This window comes from Candidatus Sysuiplasma jiujiangense, assembly GCA_019721075.1.
Classification (GTDB): Archaea; Thermoplasmatota; Thermoplasmata; order Sysuiplasmatales; family Sysuiplasmataceae; genus Sysuiplasma; species Sysuiplasma jiujiangense.
Genome location: JAHEAD010000001.1, coordinates 120,485 through 133,962, shown reverse-complemented (window position 1 = coordinate 133,962; position 13,478 = coordinate 120,485). Strand labels below are relative to the sequence as shown.

At 50.9% G+C, this 13,478-nt stretch carries 14 protein-coding genes; 12 read left to right on the top strand and 2 right to left on the bottom strand.

Annotation, left to right across the window (positions count from 1 at the left end; genetic code table 11):
- Window position 1: 1 nt before the first annotated feature.
- Genes aroC through trpA form a run of 11 tightly spaced genes read left to right on the top strand, consistent with a single transcriptional unit; the run spans window position 2 to window position 10,849 of the window.
- The gene (gene aroC, locus KIS29_00620; GenBank protein ID MBX8638826.1) at window positions 2–1,072 is read left to right on the top strand and encodes a chorismate synthase; all 1,071 of its coding nucleotides are present in this window, start codon (window positions 2–4) and stop codon (window positions 1,070–1,072) included.
- A gap of 41 nt (window positions 1,073–1,113) precedes the next feature.
- Window positions 1,114–2,154, top strand: coding sequence for a prephenate dehydrogenase/arogenate dehydrogenase family protein (locus KIS29_00615; GenBank protein ID MBX8638825.1), 1,041 nt, complete (start codon window positions 1,114–1,116; stop codon window positions 2,152–2,154).
- Window positions 2,147–3,193: an aspartate-semialdehyde dehydrogenase gene (gene asd, locus KIS29_00610; protein MBX8638824.1), complete on the top strand. Its 1,047-nt coding sequence runs from the start codon at window positions 2,147–2,149 to the stop codon at window positions 3,191–3,193. Before KIS29_00615 ends, asd begins: the two co-directional genes overlap by 8 nt.
- A gap of 1 nt (window position 3,194) precedes the next feature.
- The gene (locus tag KIS29_00605; protein MBX8638823.1) at window positions 3,195–4,565 is read left to right on the top strand and encodes an aspartate kinase; all 1,371 of its coding nucleotides are present in this window, start codon (window positions 3,195–3,197) and stop codon (window positions 4,563–4,565) included.
- Complete coding sequence (locus tag KIS29_00600) at window positions 4,519–5,889, top strand: anthranilate synthase component I family protein (GenBank protein ID MBX8638822.1); 1,371 nt, start codon at window positions 4,519–4,521, stop codon at window positions 5,887–5,889. The genes KIS29_00605 and KIS29_00600 overlap by 47 nt, the downstream gene beginning before the upstream one ends.
- On the top strand, window positions 5,889–6,476 hold the full coding sequence (locus KIS29_00595) for an aminodeoxychorismate/anthranilate synthase component II (protein MBX8638821.1): 588 nt from the start codon (window positions 5,889–5,891) through the stop codon (window positions 6,474–6,476). Before KIS29_00600 ends, KIS29_00595 begins: the two co-directional genes overlap by 1 nt.
- Entirely contained in the window at window positions 6,473–7,507 is a 1,035-nt protein-coding gene (gene trpD, locus KIS29_00590; GenBank protein ID MBX8638820.1) for an anthranilate phosphoribosyltransferase, read from the top strand. Before KIS29_00595 ends, trpD begins: the two co-directional genes overlap by 4 nt.
- Entirely contained in the window at window positions 7,500–8,273 is a 774-nt protein-coding gene (locus KIS29_00585) for an indole-3-glycerol-phosphate synthase (protein ID MBX8638819.1), read from the top strand. The genes trpD and KIS29_00585 overlap by 8 nt, the downstream gene beginning before the upstream one ends.
- The gene (locus tag KIS29_00580) at window positions 8,270–8,899 is read left to right on the top strand and encodes a phosphoribosylanthranilate isomerase (GenBank protein MBX8638818.1); all 630 of its coding nucleotides are present in this window, start codon (window positions 8,270–8,272) and stop codon (window positions 8,897–8,899) included. The genes KIS29_00585 and KIS29_00580 overlap by 4 nt, the downstream gene beginning before the upstream one ends.
- Window positions 8,892–10,070, top strand: a complete 1,179-nt coding sequence (gene trpB / locus KIS29_00575) for a tryptophan synthase subunit beta (GenBank protein MBX8638817.1) — start codon at window positions 8,892–8,894, stop codon at window positions 10,068–10,070. Before KIS29_00580 ends, trpB begins: the two co-directional genes overlap by 8 nt.
- Window positions 10,067–10,849 (top strand): tryptophan synthase subunit alpha, encoded by a 783-nt coding sequence (gene trpA, locus KIS29_00570; protein MBX8638816.1) that lies wholly within the window; start codon window positions 10,067–10,069, stop codon window positions 10,847–10,849. Before trpB ends, trpA begins: the two co-directional genes overlap by 4 nt.
- On the opposite strand, the gene KIS29_00565 is transcribed toward trpA, so the two are convergent.
- Together KIS29_00565 and KIS29_00560 are read right to left on the bottom strand one after the other, a co-directional pair.
- Window positions 10,850–11,965: a hypothetical protein gene (locus KIS29_00565; protein MBX8638815.1), complete on the bottom strand. Its 1,116-nt coding sequence runs from the start codon at window positions 11,963–11,965 to the stop codon at window positions 10,850–10,852.
- A 7-nt stretch (window positions 11,966–11,972) separates the two neighbouring features.
- Window positions 11,973–12,410, bottom strand: coding sequence for a hypothetical protein (locus KIS29_00560; protein ID MBX8638814.1), 438 nt, complete (start codon window positions 12,408–12,410; stop codon window positions 11,973–11,975).
- Window positions 12,411–12,581: 171 nt separating this feature from the next.
- Here KIS29_00560 and KIS29_00555 point away from each other — a divergent pair, with 171 nt between their 5' ends.
- Entirely contained in the window at window positions 12,582–13,466 is an 885-nt protein-coding gene (locus tag KIS29_00555; protein MBX8638813.1) for a proline iminopeptidase-family hydrolase, read from the top strand.
- Window positions 13,467–13,478: the final 12 nt, after the last annotated feature.

Sequence of the window (13,478 nt, the reverse complement as noted above, 5' to 3'; positions counted from 1 at the left end):
CATGCTGACAATATTCGGCGAAAGTCATGGTGAAATGGTCGGTGCAGTGCTGGATGGGCTCCCGTCCGGCACGGTTATCGATACCGCTCGGATAATGGCGGAGATGGAACTGAGGAAGCCTGCCCCTCTGATAGGAACAGCCAGAACTGAACCGGACGATGTCAGGATTTCAGGAGGTTTGCGTGACGGCGTACTGACAGGAACCCCACTTGTTTTCCTTATATACAACAGGGACATCAGAAGTGCATCCTACGCAGAAACGCCATTTGTTCCCAGGCCGGGACATGCTGACTACACAGCCCATGTTAAATATTCCGGGTATTCTGATTTCAGAGGGGGCGGCCAGTTCAGCGGCAGGCTGACAGCTCCTATTGTGGCCGCGGGGGCTGCAGCAAGGCAGTTCCTAAGCACAGCGGGAATAAGAGTTGCCGGTCATGTTGTGAGCATAGGAAATGCGGAGGACAGCACGGCCTATGATTTCGAACAGGTGGAGAGGAACAGATTCTCAAATGAAATAAGATGCATAGACAGCACACTTGCAGAAAAAATGCGTACTGAGATACTCGAAGCGAGGAAGGACGGTGACAGCGTGGGAGGCATCGTGGAATGCATCTGCACGGGCATTCCTGCCGGCGTCGGAGAGCCATTCTTCGACAGTGTAGAGGGAGAACTTTCGAAATTCATTTTCTCTATCCCCGCCGTGAAGGGTATAGAATTCGGTTCTGGTTTCCGCGGTACAAAACTCAGAGGAAGCCTGAACAACGATCAGTTTGTCATCTCCGGCAGTGAAAGGAAGGTAGTAACGGAGACCAACAATTCCGGCGGCATCAACGGTGGAATAACCAACGGAATGCCAGTTGTCCTCAGGGTCGCATTCAAGCCCACCTCCTCCATCCCCAGAAAACAGAAGAGCATTGATCTGAGGAGGATGGAGGAGACGGAACTTGTGGTGAAGGGAAGGCATGACCCCTGTATCGTGCCCCGAGCAGTGATTGTTGTTGAAGCGGTTTGCTGCCTGACAATTGCTGATCTGTATTTGAGGAGTGGATTGAACTGCCGGAAGAAGAACTGAACACAATCAGGAACAGAATAAGCCAGATCGATGAAGAACTCATGTCCCTTGTATGCGAAAGGATCAGGGAAGCAGAGAAAATAGGAAGGCTGAAGAGAAACAGAAGGGTCCCTGTCAGAGATTTCACGGTAGAGGCCCAGGTCATAGAACGGGCTGAGAAGATATTTGAAAAAAACGGCATCGACCGTCACATAGGCAGAGAACTTGCAAAATCGCTCATAATGGCATCGATCTCAGTGCAGACATCCAGCGACGTCGTCGTCTACGAAGGCAAGTCAAAGAGCATACTGATAGTAGGCGGCAACGGAAAGATGGGACGGTGGTACGCAAACTTCTTCAGTACGCAGGGCCACGAGGTCGTAATAAACGATGTCAACGCTGAGCCGTCACCATATAAATTTGAGCCCGATATGCTGAAAGCCGCTTCGCAGGCTGACATAGTAATACTCTCAACCCCTATATCCGTAACAGCTCCGATACTCCAGCAACTCGTTGATGAAAACTGTCACGCAACACTTCTTGACGGCTGCAGCCTGAAATCCCCGCTCCTCGATGCTATCGGAATGGGTATCCGCAAAGAAATGCGGATAGCGAGCATTCATCCGATGTTCGGTCCGTCGACAAGGATGCTGGCAGACCAGAATCTGATTGTATGCAATTGCGGAAGCAAGGAGGCTGTCGATGATGCGATATCCCTTTTCAAGGACACAAGCCTCAACATAACCGTCCTGGATGTTTCTAAACATGACGAGATAATGGGATATGCACTAGGCGCAGCCCATGCCGTAAACATCGTTTTTTTCGATATGCTGGCAGGCAGCGGGCTTTCCGCAGCGGAGATACAGCGCTTTGCCAGCACTACGCTCAGGAAGCAGCTTTCAACTGCAATCGATGTCGCTTCAGAGAATCCTATATTGTACTACGAGATACAGAATCTCAACGAACACAGGGAAGTGATATTCTCTTCTCTGCGTTCTTCCCTGGAGAAAGTACGGCGCGCATCTTTCAGTTCCAGCGGAGACGATTTTGTTGAAATTATGCGAAGAGGAATGGAATATTTCGGAGGCAGGACAGATGTCTAAGCTCCGGACAGCGGTCCTTGGCGCGAGCGGACTCGTGGGACAGCGCTTTTGCGAGATGCTCTCAGGACATCCGTTTTTTGATGTTCCCGATCTGTATGCAACAGAAAGGAGTGAAGGAAAGACGGTGGCGGATGTCCTGCAGATCCCGGAGCACCGAATCGGGAGAGAATTGCTGGACAGCAGGATCATGGCGATCGACGTCAGGCATATCTGCATGGAGAGGTATGATGCAATATTCAGCGCCCTCCCGGCTAATGCGGCCGCGAAATTTGAGACGGAGCTGTCCGCATCTGGAAGCAGACTGTTTACAAATGCATCCCCAAACAGAATGAGGTCCGATGTGCCGCTTGTCGTTCCGGAAGTAAACCATGAACATCTTTCACTGGTTGCCGGAAAGAAGGGATTCATAGTCGCAAACGGAAACTGCAGTGCTATCGGCCTTGCGCTGGGATTGAAACCACTCGAAAAATACGGCATTGGCAATGTCGAAGTGACAACTCTTCAGGCTCTCAGCGGCGCCGGTTATCCCGGAATTCCATCCCTGGACTCAACAGCGAATGTCATACCCTACATCGAATCCGAAGAGGAGAAGTTATCACAGGAAATACCGAAGATGTTTGGCAGCATTTCCAACGGTGCGGTCATAAGCTCCGATATTGAAGTAAACGCAACATGCACCCGGGTACCGGTGCGGGAAGGGCATGTGGAATCTGTGACGGTTCTGCTCAGGCAAAGCGTAACTCTTGAGAAAGTTGTCGGCTCGTTCACATCCTTCCGCTCCCTCCCGCAGGAATTGTCACTGCCTTCAGCGCCTGTTATTCCAATAGTGGTGCGAAGCGAAGCAAACAGGCCTCAGCCGCTCTTTGATGTAAACGCTGGCGAACCCGAATCAGCCAGGGGAATGGCTGCATCCGTGGGAAGGGTGCGGGTGAACGGCAACACTGTGCGATTTGTGATTCTCACTCACAACACGATTCGCGGAGCCGCAGGCGGATCTGTCCTCAATGCCGAGATCATGCACGCCAGGGGAGACATGTAAGATGGCTGGGATAGCTGTAATGAAGTTCGGCGGTTCCTGTCTTAAAAACGCAGACGGGCTGTACAAAATGCTCAATCTCAGCAACGATGAAAAAAAATTGACAGTCGTTGTGAGTGCTCTGTCCGGCGTCACCGACCGCATACTGGAGACAGTCACCAATCGTCTGAGTGAAAAGAGCATCATCTCGCTTATTTCATTCCTGAGGGAAAGACACATCAGTCTTCTGTCCGAAATATCGTCGGGACCAGTGATGGAGGATGGAAGGAAGGCGATAGAACGGCTGCTCAAAAATATGGAACGGCTTCTGTATGGTGTATACTATACAAGGGAGCTGACACCCCGGACAAAGGCTCTGATCCTCAGTTTCGGGGAACGACTCTCCGCTCGCGTCATCTCCTCAGCGTTCAACTATTCTGGCCGCGACTCCCGCGTCTTTGACTCGGACGCACTCGGTGTCGTAACAAACACGGATTATGTAAGTGCAACCGCAGACCTGCAACAGTCAAAAAGGATCGCAGGAAGAAAGCTTCGCGCTTCCATATCCTCCGGCCATCTTCCGGTGGTAACGGGTTTCTTTGGCAGGGATCCCAGGGGTAACATAACACTGCTCGGAAGAAATGGGACCGACTACAGTGCTGCGATTGTAGCCTATGCGCTTGATTCGAGGAGGCTAGTGATATGGAAGGATGTCGACGGCTTCCTCACGGCCGATCCCACACTGGTTCCCCAGGCGAAGCTTATTGATGAAATATCTTATGATGAAGCAGCGGAGTTATCGTATTTTGGTGCCGAGGTTCTTCATCCGAAGGCAGTGGACCCTGTCCGTCTGGGAAACATAACAATCAGGATCAGGAATATCGCCAATCCTGATTCTGAAGGCACACTGATAACCTCGAGCAAGAGGCAGACGACGGGCATTGTGAAAAGTGTCTCCTGCCTCAAGGATCTTGGAATTATACGTGCATATGTAACCGGTGGAGGATATACGTCCGGGACGATTTCAGGCATTTCAGGACATCTTGGCAATGCCGGAATCAACATAATATCCGCGACAACATCCCAGACCTGTATTGCCTTCCTGCTGCGCTCAGAGGATATGGAGCTGTCGGCAGAAACACTCTCAGGCATCATTTCCAGGGGGCTGGATAAGATAGAGACGGAATACGATGTGGCCCTCCTCTGTGCGGTCGGAGAGGGGCTTGGAAAGACCAGGGGAATTGCCGCAAAGGTATTCGGTGCAATTGCAACAGCAGACGTCAATGTCGGAATGATGTCAGCAGGAGCCTCCACCGCGGCTTACCATTTCACTGTCTCGATGAGCGACCTTGCAGCGGCTGCAAAAGCCGTCCATCATGTTTTCTTCGGGGAGTGATACGGTGCTGTTCAGAGAGTGTGAGAGAAGAACGGAACCGCTCGAACTTTTTTCACGGCTCCTCTCCTCAAACAGCGAATGCTTCCTCCTTGAGAGTGCCACAGGGCCTGCGCATTCCGCGCGATACAGCCTTCTCGGTGCTTCGCCCGTTTCTAGGGCAACATACAGGAACGGGCACATCACATTTGACGGCAGGACGGCAAAGCAGAGAATAGATCATTTTCTAAATGAACATATTGGCAACGGCCATGTGCCCGGTAATTTCGCTCATCCCTATCTGGGCGGGTTCGTGGGATACTTCTCCTATGACACAATACGCTCGTTCGAAAAACTCCCTGATATACATGCCGAGTCGGCCTTTCCGGATGCTGAGCTGGGCCTCTTTGAAGACGGTTTCATTTATGATCACCGTAAAAACCGCCTATTCTATTTTTCGCATGGGGATGACAGAGAGAGGGACCTTGCTAATGCGGACGAAATCGACGATGCAATGGATTTTGGTAAAATAATCGCGCAACCCTCAAAGGAGGAGTATCTTCTGTCTGTTGAAAAAGCCAAGGAGTACATCATTGATGGCGACATATTCCAGGTCGTCCTTTCGAGGAGAATGTCCGTCGACAAGATGAGCGGATATCTCCATTTCTACGAATCTCTCAGGAACATCAATCCCTCCCCTTACATGTATTATGTTAAATTCGGGGACAGGATAGTCATCGGTTCAAGCCCGGAGACGCTTGTGCGTGTCAAGGGGAAAGTGGTTACCACTTATCCCATTGCAGGAACACGCCCCACCTCCCCATCAAGGAAAGAGAACGAGCAGCTCAGGAGGCAGCTGCTTGCAAGCGAGAAAGAAAAGGCGGAGCACAATATGCTCGTGGATCTTGCAAGGAATGATGTGGGCCGGGTCTGCAGGTTCGGCACCGTTTCAGTCCCGGAGTATATGAAAGTTGAAAAATACAGCCATGTGCAGCACATAGTTTCAAGGGTTGAGGGTATTCTGACCAAGGGAAGGACACCGGTAGACGCCCTTTTCTCAATTTTCCCGGCAGGGACTGTCAGCGGCGCACCGAAGATCAGGGCAATGGAAATTATCGAAGAGCTGGAAAAATTCAGGCGCGGTCCGTATGCTGGTGCAGTCGGATACTATTCCTTTACAGGCTGTCTCGACAGTGCAATATCGATAAGAACGCTTTTCTGCAATGGCAGGAAAGCATTCCTACAGGCGGGCGGCGGAATAGTATACGACTCGGTACCTGAAATGGAATATCAGGAAACTGAAAACAAGATGGGTGCCCTCATGTCCGTTTACGGGAGGGGAAAATGATGCTGCTGCTGATAGACAACTATGACTCCTTTTCATACAACCTGTATCAATTGCTGGGCGAAATGGGAATGGATGTTTCCGTGGAAAGGAACGACGATCTTACGCTGAAGAGTATCAGGCGTATCGATCCCGATGCGATTGTAATATCTCCCGGACCTGGAATACCGTCCAGCAGAAAGTATTTCGGCATAGGGCTCCAGGTCATACGGGAAATGGGAAAGGAGATACCTGTTCTTGGCGTATGCCTTGGCCATCAGGGCATCGCGTACGCATATGGTGGGCGGGTCGTGCATGCTAACAGGGTAATGCACGGTAAAACCTCTCTCATTTATCACGAAGGCTCAGGACTCTTCGAAAGCCTGCCGTCGCCAACCACGGGGGGACGCTATCACTCACTGATTGTTGAGGAGGAGACATTGCCGGCATGCATCAAAGTAACTGCCAGGAGCGAGTTCGGTGAGATAATGGCTCTGAAACACTCCAAATACGAAATGTATGGCATACAGTTCCATCCGGAATCGATACTGACGCCACGCGGGAGACAGATACTGAAAAATTTCAGGAAAATAGTCAGAGGAAGCCTATGAAGGAAATACTCAGGAAGCTGGCTGACGGCAGGAATCTGACGGACAGTGAGGCCAGGGACGCTGCAACGGAGATAATGGAGGGGAGAGCCACAGAGGCGGAAATGGCTTCCTTCCTTACTGCCCTGAGGATGAAGGGCGAGACAGCCGAGGAGATAGCATCAATCGCTTCGGTAATGAGAGAGAAGTGCAGCAGAGTCAGAGCGCCGCGGGGCACAATAGATCTCTGCGGCACCGGTGGCGCGCCCGTCAAAACATTCAATGTATCCACCATCAGCTCATTTGTTGTCGCCTCGGCGGGTATCCCGGTTGCAAAACATGGAAACAGATCTTTCACAAGCAGGTCCGGCAGCGCAGATCTTCTGGAAAAGCTTGGAGCCAACATCAACATTGAGCCGAAAACTGCTGAAAAGATGCTATCGCAGTGCGGCATCACGTTCCTTTTTGCGCCTGAATACCATCCTGCAACAAAAAATGTGGCTGCGGTACGCAGGGCGCTGAGTTTCAGAACGGTTTTCAACTTGATAGGCCCGCTTACAAACCCTGCCGGTGTGAGCAGACAGGTACTGGGAGTATTCTCCGATCAATACCAGGAGAAGCTGGCCACAGCCCTTATGCTGCTGGGCAGCGAGAGAGCAATGGTCGTACATGGCGGCATCGGCCTGGATGAAATTTCTCCGCGCGGCAGAACTGCAGTAATGGAAGTCAGGAATGGAGTCATCGAAAAATACGAAATCGAAGGAAGCGATTACAGCCGGTTCGGTACCGGCATATGGGAACCCGTTGCAGTAGCAGATTCCGCCGGGAGCGCGGATTTTGCAGCAAGGGTACTGGACAACCGTGCAGGCGAAGGCGAAAGGAGTATCGTCCTGCTGAACTCGGCTGCAGGACTCTATGTTTCCGGCAAATGCGGCTCGATTGAACAGGGTATGGAAAGGGCGCTCGAATCTATAGAGAGCGGAAGAGCACTCGCAAAGCTCCGGGAATTCATATCACTCAGCAGAGAAGCAACCGGGGGCGCCGGAAATGGATGAACTTGACGGTTTCATTGAAAACGCGTTTTCGCTCGTCATGTCGGGCTACTACATGGTACGCGGCGAGAGGACAAGAAAAATGCATTCACTGAAATCCTCCATGAAGGATCCGGGCAATATCCCCGTTATCACAGAATTCAAGAGAAAGACACCTTCCGTCAGGGAACTGTCGAGCGACGTGGATCTGAATCAGAGGCTTGCCGATTTTGTTTCCGCGGGTGTCTGCGGTCTTTCGATCCTCACAGAGCCGCACCGGTTTGACGGCTCTATTGATAATCTGAGGAAAGCATCATCATATGATCTGCCTGTGCTGATGAAAGACTTTGTAATAGCCACGGATCAGATTGATGCAGCGTACGCTTCCGGTGCGGATGCGGTGCTGCTCATCATGGAAATATTCGAACATACGAGATTCAATATTGACGTTCTCATGGAAAGCGCGCATTCCTACGGTATGGAAGTGGTCATCGAGGTAAATTCTACAGAACAGTTCGAGAAGGCCAAGGAAACGGATGCTGAAATTATAGGAATCAATAACAGGAACCTGCGTACCCTTCAGCTTGAGGAAGGCAGGAGTGAGAGAATACTCTCGTCATGCAGCAAGGACAGGCCAGTCATCGGCATGAGCGGAATAAGAAGTGCGGAAAGGGTGAAATCCATTCTTGCTGCGGGCGCAGACGCCGTGCTTGTCGGAACTTCCGTCATGGGCGGAGACACAGGGTTGCTCAAAAGCATCAGGGAGGTGTTACTGCAACGACGGAGGTGAAGATTTGCGGAAACCGATCAAGCGCCGATGTCGGCGCATGCAGAACTGCCGATTACATCGGCTTCATAATCGAGGTAAGCGATTCCCACAGGTCAGTCACCGTTGAAGAAGCGAAGCCTCTCTTCAAACTTGCATCAGACTTTGCAAAGACAGTCGCGGTTGTCCGTTCACCTGAGGCGAAGTTGCTGGAACGTATTGACCGGCTCCTTCATCCGGATTACATCCAGGTGCACACGCTTCTGTCCGGTGAGGAAATAATTCATCTGAGGAACACGATTTCGTCCGGCCTGATATGCCTAATTGCTCCGGACAGCAACCGGATTGATGAAGCAGCGGTTATAGCTTCCGCATCGGACATGGTTATTGCGGATACCTTTTCCGGCGGGACAAGCGGCGGAACGGGCAGAGTTCATGACTGGAACGTCACTTCTGCGATAAGGGAAAGAATACATCCTGCCAGGCTCATGCTTTCCGGCGGACTGAATGAGAAAAACGTCGCTAATGCAGTATCTATGGTGAAACCCGCTGCAGTAGATGTTTCGTCCGGCGTGGAAAGCCGGGGTGCAAAATCTAGAGATCTGGTCAGACGGTTTATTGCAAGGGCAAGGGAGAATTACAATGCCTAAAGGTTGGTTTGGTGAGTTCGGTGGAAGGTACGTGCCTGAAACGCTTGTAACTGCGCTCGATGAACTGGAAAAAGCATACCGCAAATTCAGGCATGACAGCGAATTTCGCTCGAAACTCAGCTACTATTATGCCAATTTCGGCGGAAGACCTACACCACTCTATTTTGCGGAAAGGATGACCGATTATGCCGGAGGCGCGAAGATATATCTCAAGAGGGAAGATCTGCTGCATGGGGGAGCCCATAAATTCAATAATGTCATGGGACAGGCACTGCTTACCCAGGCGATGGGAAAGACCAGAATAATTGCTGAAACCGGGGCGGGGCAGCATGGCGTTGCCGCTGCCATAGCCGGTGCCGCTCTCGGCATCAGAACCGAAATATACATGGGCAGAAAAGACACCGAAAGACAGAGACTGAATCTCATACGCATGAACATACTCGGTGCCAGGGTGCATACCGTCGAATCCGGTTCGATGACACTCAAAGATGCAATAAACGAAGCCCTTCGCGACTGGGTAACAAACATCGAGGATACGCACTATCTGCTTGGAAGCGCTGTCGGCCCTCATCCGTATCCGACGATAGTAAGAGATTTTCAGAGCGTAATAGGCAAAGAGATTAGGAAACAGTCGCTTTCTGCCGAAGGCCGTCTTCCCGACATGATTGTCGCATGCGTCGGCGGTGGCAGCAACGCTATCGGTGCGTTCTACCCGTTCCTGAAGGATAACAGTGTTTCCCTGCTTGGCGCCCAGGCGGGCGGAGAAGGCATCGGGACAGGAAAGCACTCCGCCCCCCTGATAGCCGGCAGCACGGGAGTCCTTCACGGTTCGAGAAGCAGAATCCTTCAGGATGAGGACGGGCAGATCATGGAAACTTCAAGCATAAGCGCCGGACTTGATTATCCTTCTGTAGGACCGGAACATGCATTTCTTCAGCAGACCGGCAGGGCAAGGTATGTTGCCGTCACAGATGCCCAGGCGCTCGAAGGCTTCAGCCTCCTTTCGAAGCTCGAAGGAATAATACCTGCGCTCGAATCCGCCCATGCTGTTTACGCGGGCGTCGAAGAAGCAAGACGCATGCCGAAGGATGCAGTCATTGTAATCAATCTGAGCGGCAGGGGTGACAAGGATGTCGAGACCGCGGCCGCCCGTCTGGGAGTGGTGCCATGACACTTATTTCAGAGACATTCTCCAGGGCGGGCGATGAAAACAGGTCGGTACTCATCTCATATGTGATGGGGGGCGACCCTGATCCCGTTTCATTCATTGAATATGCCAGGGCAGTTGCGTCCGTGTCTGATATAGTGGAAGTGGGAATACCATTTTCGGATCCCATAGCGGACGGTCCAACGATACAGGCCGCGTCAGTCAGGGCGCTAGGCAGCCACACAAGGGTGGGAACTGTCTTCGAGGCATGTTCCGAAATTTCAAAGCGGGCACCTGTCGCTGTCATGTGCTATTACAACACGATTCACCGGATGGGCGAAAAGATGTTCGTGTCCCAGATGCTGGCCGCAGGCGTAAGCGGTGTTATCGTTCCGGATCTGCCTTACGAAGAAGGCACCGCGCTCAGGCGGGAATGCCATTCAGGCGGAATAGACAGTATACTGCTTGCATCCCCGGCTACGGGCAACGTGAGAGCAGCGAAAATAGCCCGATATACATCCGGATTTCTCTATGTTATAAGCAGGTACGGTGTCACCGGAGAGCAGTCTTCGCTGTCCGGTCAGGTAATTCCGATGATTTCTAAATACAGAAAGATCTCAGACAAGCCGATCGCCATAGGTTTCGGCATATCCTCGCCGGATCAGGTGAAAACGATAGCGTCCGCCGGTGCAGACGGTGTGGTTGTCGGGAGCGCGATAGTTTCAAGGATCGGTAAGGGAGAGAAAGCGTCAGATATATCGGATTTCGTCGCATCTCTGAAAAAAGGAACGGTACGCTCATGATCAGCTTTCTGTGAAAGACTGCAGCACGGAAGTGAGCTCAGTGAGATCGGAAGCAATTATCTCGGCATCCTGATTCCTGAAATATCCGGCAAGTTCCACCGGATATGAACTGTAACCGCAGATGCCTGCGAACATGACACCTGAATCCAGTATTTTCGCCTTCTTCGCCATCTGTATGTCCTCGATACCGTTGCCGCAGTACAGCAGCGTATCGACACCGAAATACTTCATGCATCGTAACAGCGCATCAGGATTTGGCTTTCTGTATTTGAGCAGTCTTTTGTCATCGATGTCAAAGTCACCCAGGAAAATGGATGCGTCCATGTTGAAGTAGTTCATCGAATTGCCGAGTACTCTGGCTACAGACTGAAAAGGCCGTCCGGTGACCATCGCCATTCTGTTTTTTGAAATGGTCCTGAGTTTTGCGGCATTGTGGCCGTCGAGAACGTTCAGCTCGTTATTTATCAGTCCCTCTCCCCTGCTCATTTCCGGAGCCTTTCCATATATTTCTGTGTACATGCGATCGCCGTAATAGTAGGCGTCAAACGTTCTGGCAAGTCTGCTGTTCCTGTATTTTGATGCGTATTCAAGCGAATTCTCGAATTTCAGTACGCTGCTGCGCAGTTCTTCGTCTCCGAAGGTATGTATGAACCTGCGAATCCCGTCATCGAATATTGAGTATCCTGATGAGATGAAGATTTCAGTTAGATTACCTATTCTTTCCAGCACCTTCGTGTCCTCAGGAACCCGCTCCTTTCGCTCGGTTTCCGACAATGCTATTGAGGCGATCACAGTGATTGCGTAGGTACTGTCCCAGTCGTTATTGTATTCCCCTGTGAGACGCAGTCTGAAAAGGAGTCTTTCGACAATGTTTCCAATGCCGTAGAGGTTGCCGTATCGGTGCGAAAGAAGTTCATTGATTGTTTTGACTGCGGCTATATCGTAAGAGTTCCTTGTGTCAACAAGGACACCATCGCAGTCAAACGCTATCGCCACATCTTCCGGCAGTCTGAAATCAGGTGTGTCAGGCAGGCGACGGCAATGCTCCTGCCTGCCGTCAGTTTCATCCTGAAGTATCATTGAATTCAGCATCTTTTCAGGTCTCTCCGCAGGCATCACCATATCACCACTTTTGGGTCGAATGAACAGCCCAGTTTAACGGGATATCAGGCACTTTTGCGCAGGTAACGCAGCTGTGCTGGTAATTCACAATTGCTGCCATTTCTTCAGTTTTTTGATTATTCCTGCTGCAGGCACTGGTGTATGCTATGGAGCCGTCCATTCCGTTCAACCCAAGCCGTATTTCATGTCGCTCCGCAGCCTCCAGGAGTGCTTCTACACCATACCCGTTATCAGGTGCAGCCGCAATCATTCCATCAACGTTGTTGAAGTTCTGGCGGATGCAGTAAACCCCGGAAAAATATATGCTTCCGGGCATATTTTTTTCTCCTTCAAACGTTTCGTTGATGAATGCACTGTAAAACAAAATGGCCATACGAATATTTTCCTCAGATACCCCGATAAAAGCGAGATTGCCGCTGAAATCTGCGTTCATGTCCATAATGCAATGGTTCAGGTGCGTCAAGTAGATTTATTTTGGTACCGGGACAGGAGCATCAGCATGAAAAGGCGGTTGAATCACTTTTGGCATTCGCATCATCGCATTTTACGGTAGCATCGCAGGATTGCCTATTTTAATAAATCATAAATAAGCCAAATTCAATTCATTTATATGAATAGTTCGGGGGGAAGAATCACTGTACGCGGCTTCAATATCTATTTTAGATACTTCAAAGCGGATAATGCCGGCGGTAAGCGGAAGGGGACGGTAGTCTGTCTGCACGGCGGACCCGGTGCAACACACGATTATCTGCTTCCTATGACTGACCTTGTTTCAGAAGGATATGAAGTTTTGCTGTATGATCAGCTGGGATGCGGAAAATCAGAGCTCCCGAAAAATATCGCACTGTTTACAATCGAGAACGGTGTCGAGGAGCTTGAGGAGCTGAGACGTAAGTTGAAACTCGGCAAGATACATCTTATGGGTTCAAGTTACGGTGGACTTCTGGCCATCGCATACGCACTCAAGTATCAAAAAAATCTCAGGAGTATTATCACCGAAGGCGGGGTTGCCAGTGTACCACTTGCAAGCAGTGAAATGCAGCGTCTGAAGCGACTTCTCCCAGCCTCTATCAGAACGGTGCTTGAAAAATATGAAAACAGCGGTGAGTATACCAATCCAGAATATCTCAGGGCCGTGGAAGTGTTTTACAGGCGGCACGTATGCCGTCTCAAAGAATGGCCGGCCGAGCTTGTTTATTCGCTGGAGCACATAAGCGCTCCGGTTTACAATACTATGAACGGACCGAATGAATTTACAATAATAGGGAACATACGCTACTGGGACGTTTCGGGCAGCCTTCATGGCATCGGGGTGCCAGCATTTGTCACCGGCGGAAAGTACGACGAAGTAACTCCGGCGGTGGCGAAACACATACACGACGGCATACCCGATTCAGTCCTGAAAATATTTCCAAACAGTTCACATCTTCCAATGTGGGAAGAGAGAGAAAAATTCCTCTCAGCTGTATCCGGTTTCCTGGACTCCACGTGCTGAACGATACCTGCA

What these genes read in the sequence shown, in the direction of transcription:
- aroC (MBX8638826.1), top strand. Translation starts at nt 2, where the DNA reads ATGCTGACAATATTCGGCGAAAGTCATGGTGAAATGGTCGGTGCAGTG.
- KIS29_00615 (MBX8638825.1), top strand. Translation starts at nt 1,114, where the DNA reads ATGTCCCTTGTATGCGAAAGGATCAGGGAAGCAGAGAAAATAGGAAGG.
- asd (MBX8638824.1), top strand. Translation starts at nt 2,147, where the DNA reads ATGTCTAAGCTCCGGACAGCGGTCCTTGGCGCGAGCGGACTCGTGGGA.
- KIS29_00605 (MBX8638823.1), top strand. Translation starts at nt 3,195, where the DNA reads ATGGCTGGGATAGCTGTAATGAAGTTCGGCGGTTCCTGTCTTAAAAAC.
- KIS29_00595 (MBX8638821.1), top strand. Translation starts at nt 5,889, where the DNA reads ATGCTGCTGCTGATAGACAACTATGACTCCTTTTCATACAACCTGTAT.
- trpD (MBX8638820.1), top strand. Translation starts at nt 6,473, where the DNA reads ATGAAGGAAATACTCAGGAAGCTGGCTGACGGCAGGAATCTGACGGAC.
- KIS29_00585 (MBX8638819.1), top strand. Translation starts at nt 7,500, where the DNA reads ATGGATGAACTTGACGGTTTCATTGAAAACGCGTTTTCGCTCGTCATG.
- trpB (MBX8638817.1), top strand. Translation starts at nt 8,892, where the DNA reads ATGCCTAAAGGTTGGTTTGGTGAGTTCGGTGGAAGGTACGTGCCTGAA.
- trpA (MBX8638816.1), top strand. Translation starts at nt 10,067, where the DNA reads ATGACACTTATTTCAGAGACATTCTCCAGGGCGGGCGATGAAAACAGG.
- KIS29_00565 (MBX8638815.1), bottom strand. Translation starts at nt 11,965, where the DNA reads ATGCCTGCGGAGAGACCTGAAAAGATGCTGAATTCAATGATACTTCAG.
- KIS29_00560 (MBX8638814.1), bottom strand. Translation starts at nt 12,410, where the DNA reads ATGGACATGAACGCAGATTTCAGCGGCAATCTCGCTTTTATCGGGGTA.
- KIS29_00555 (MBX8638813.1), top strand. Translation starts at nt 12,582, where the DNA reads ATGAATAGTTCGGGGGGAAGAATCACTGTACGCGGCTTCAATATCTAT.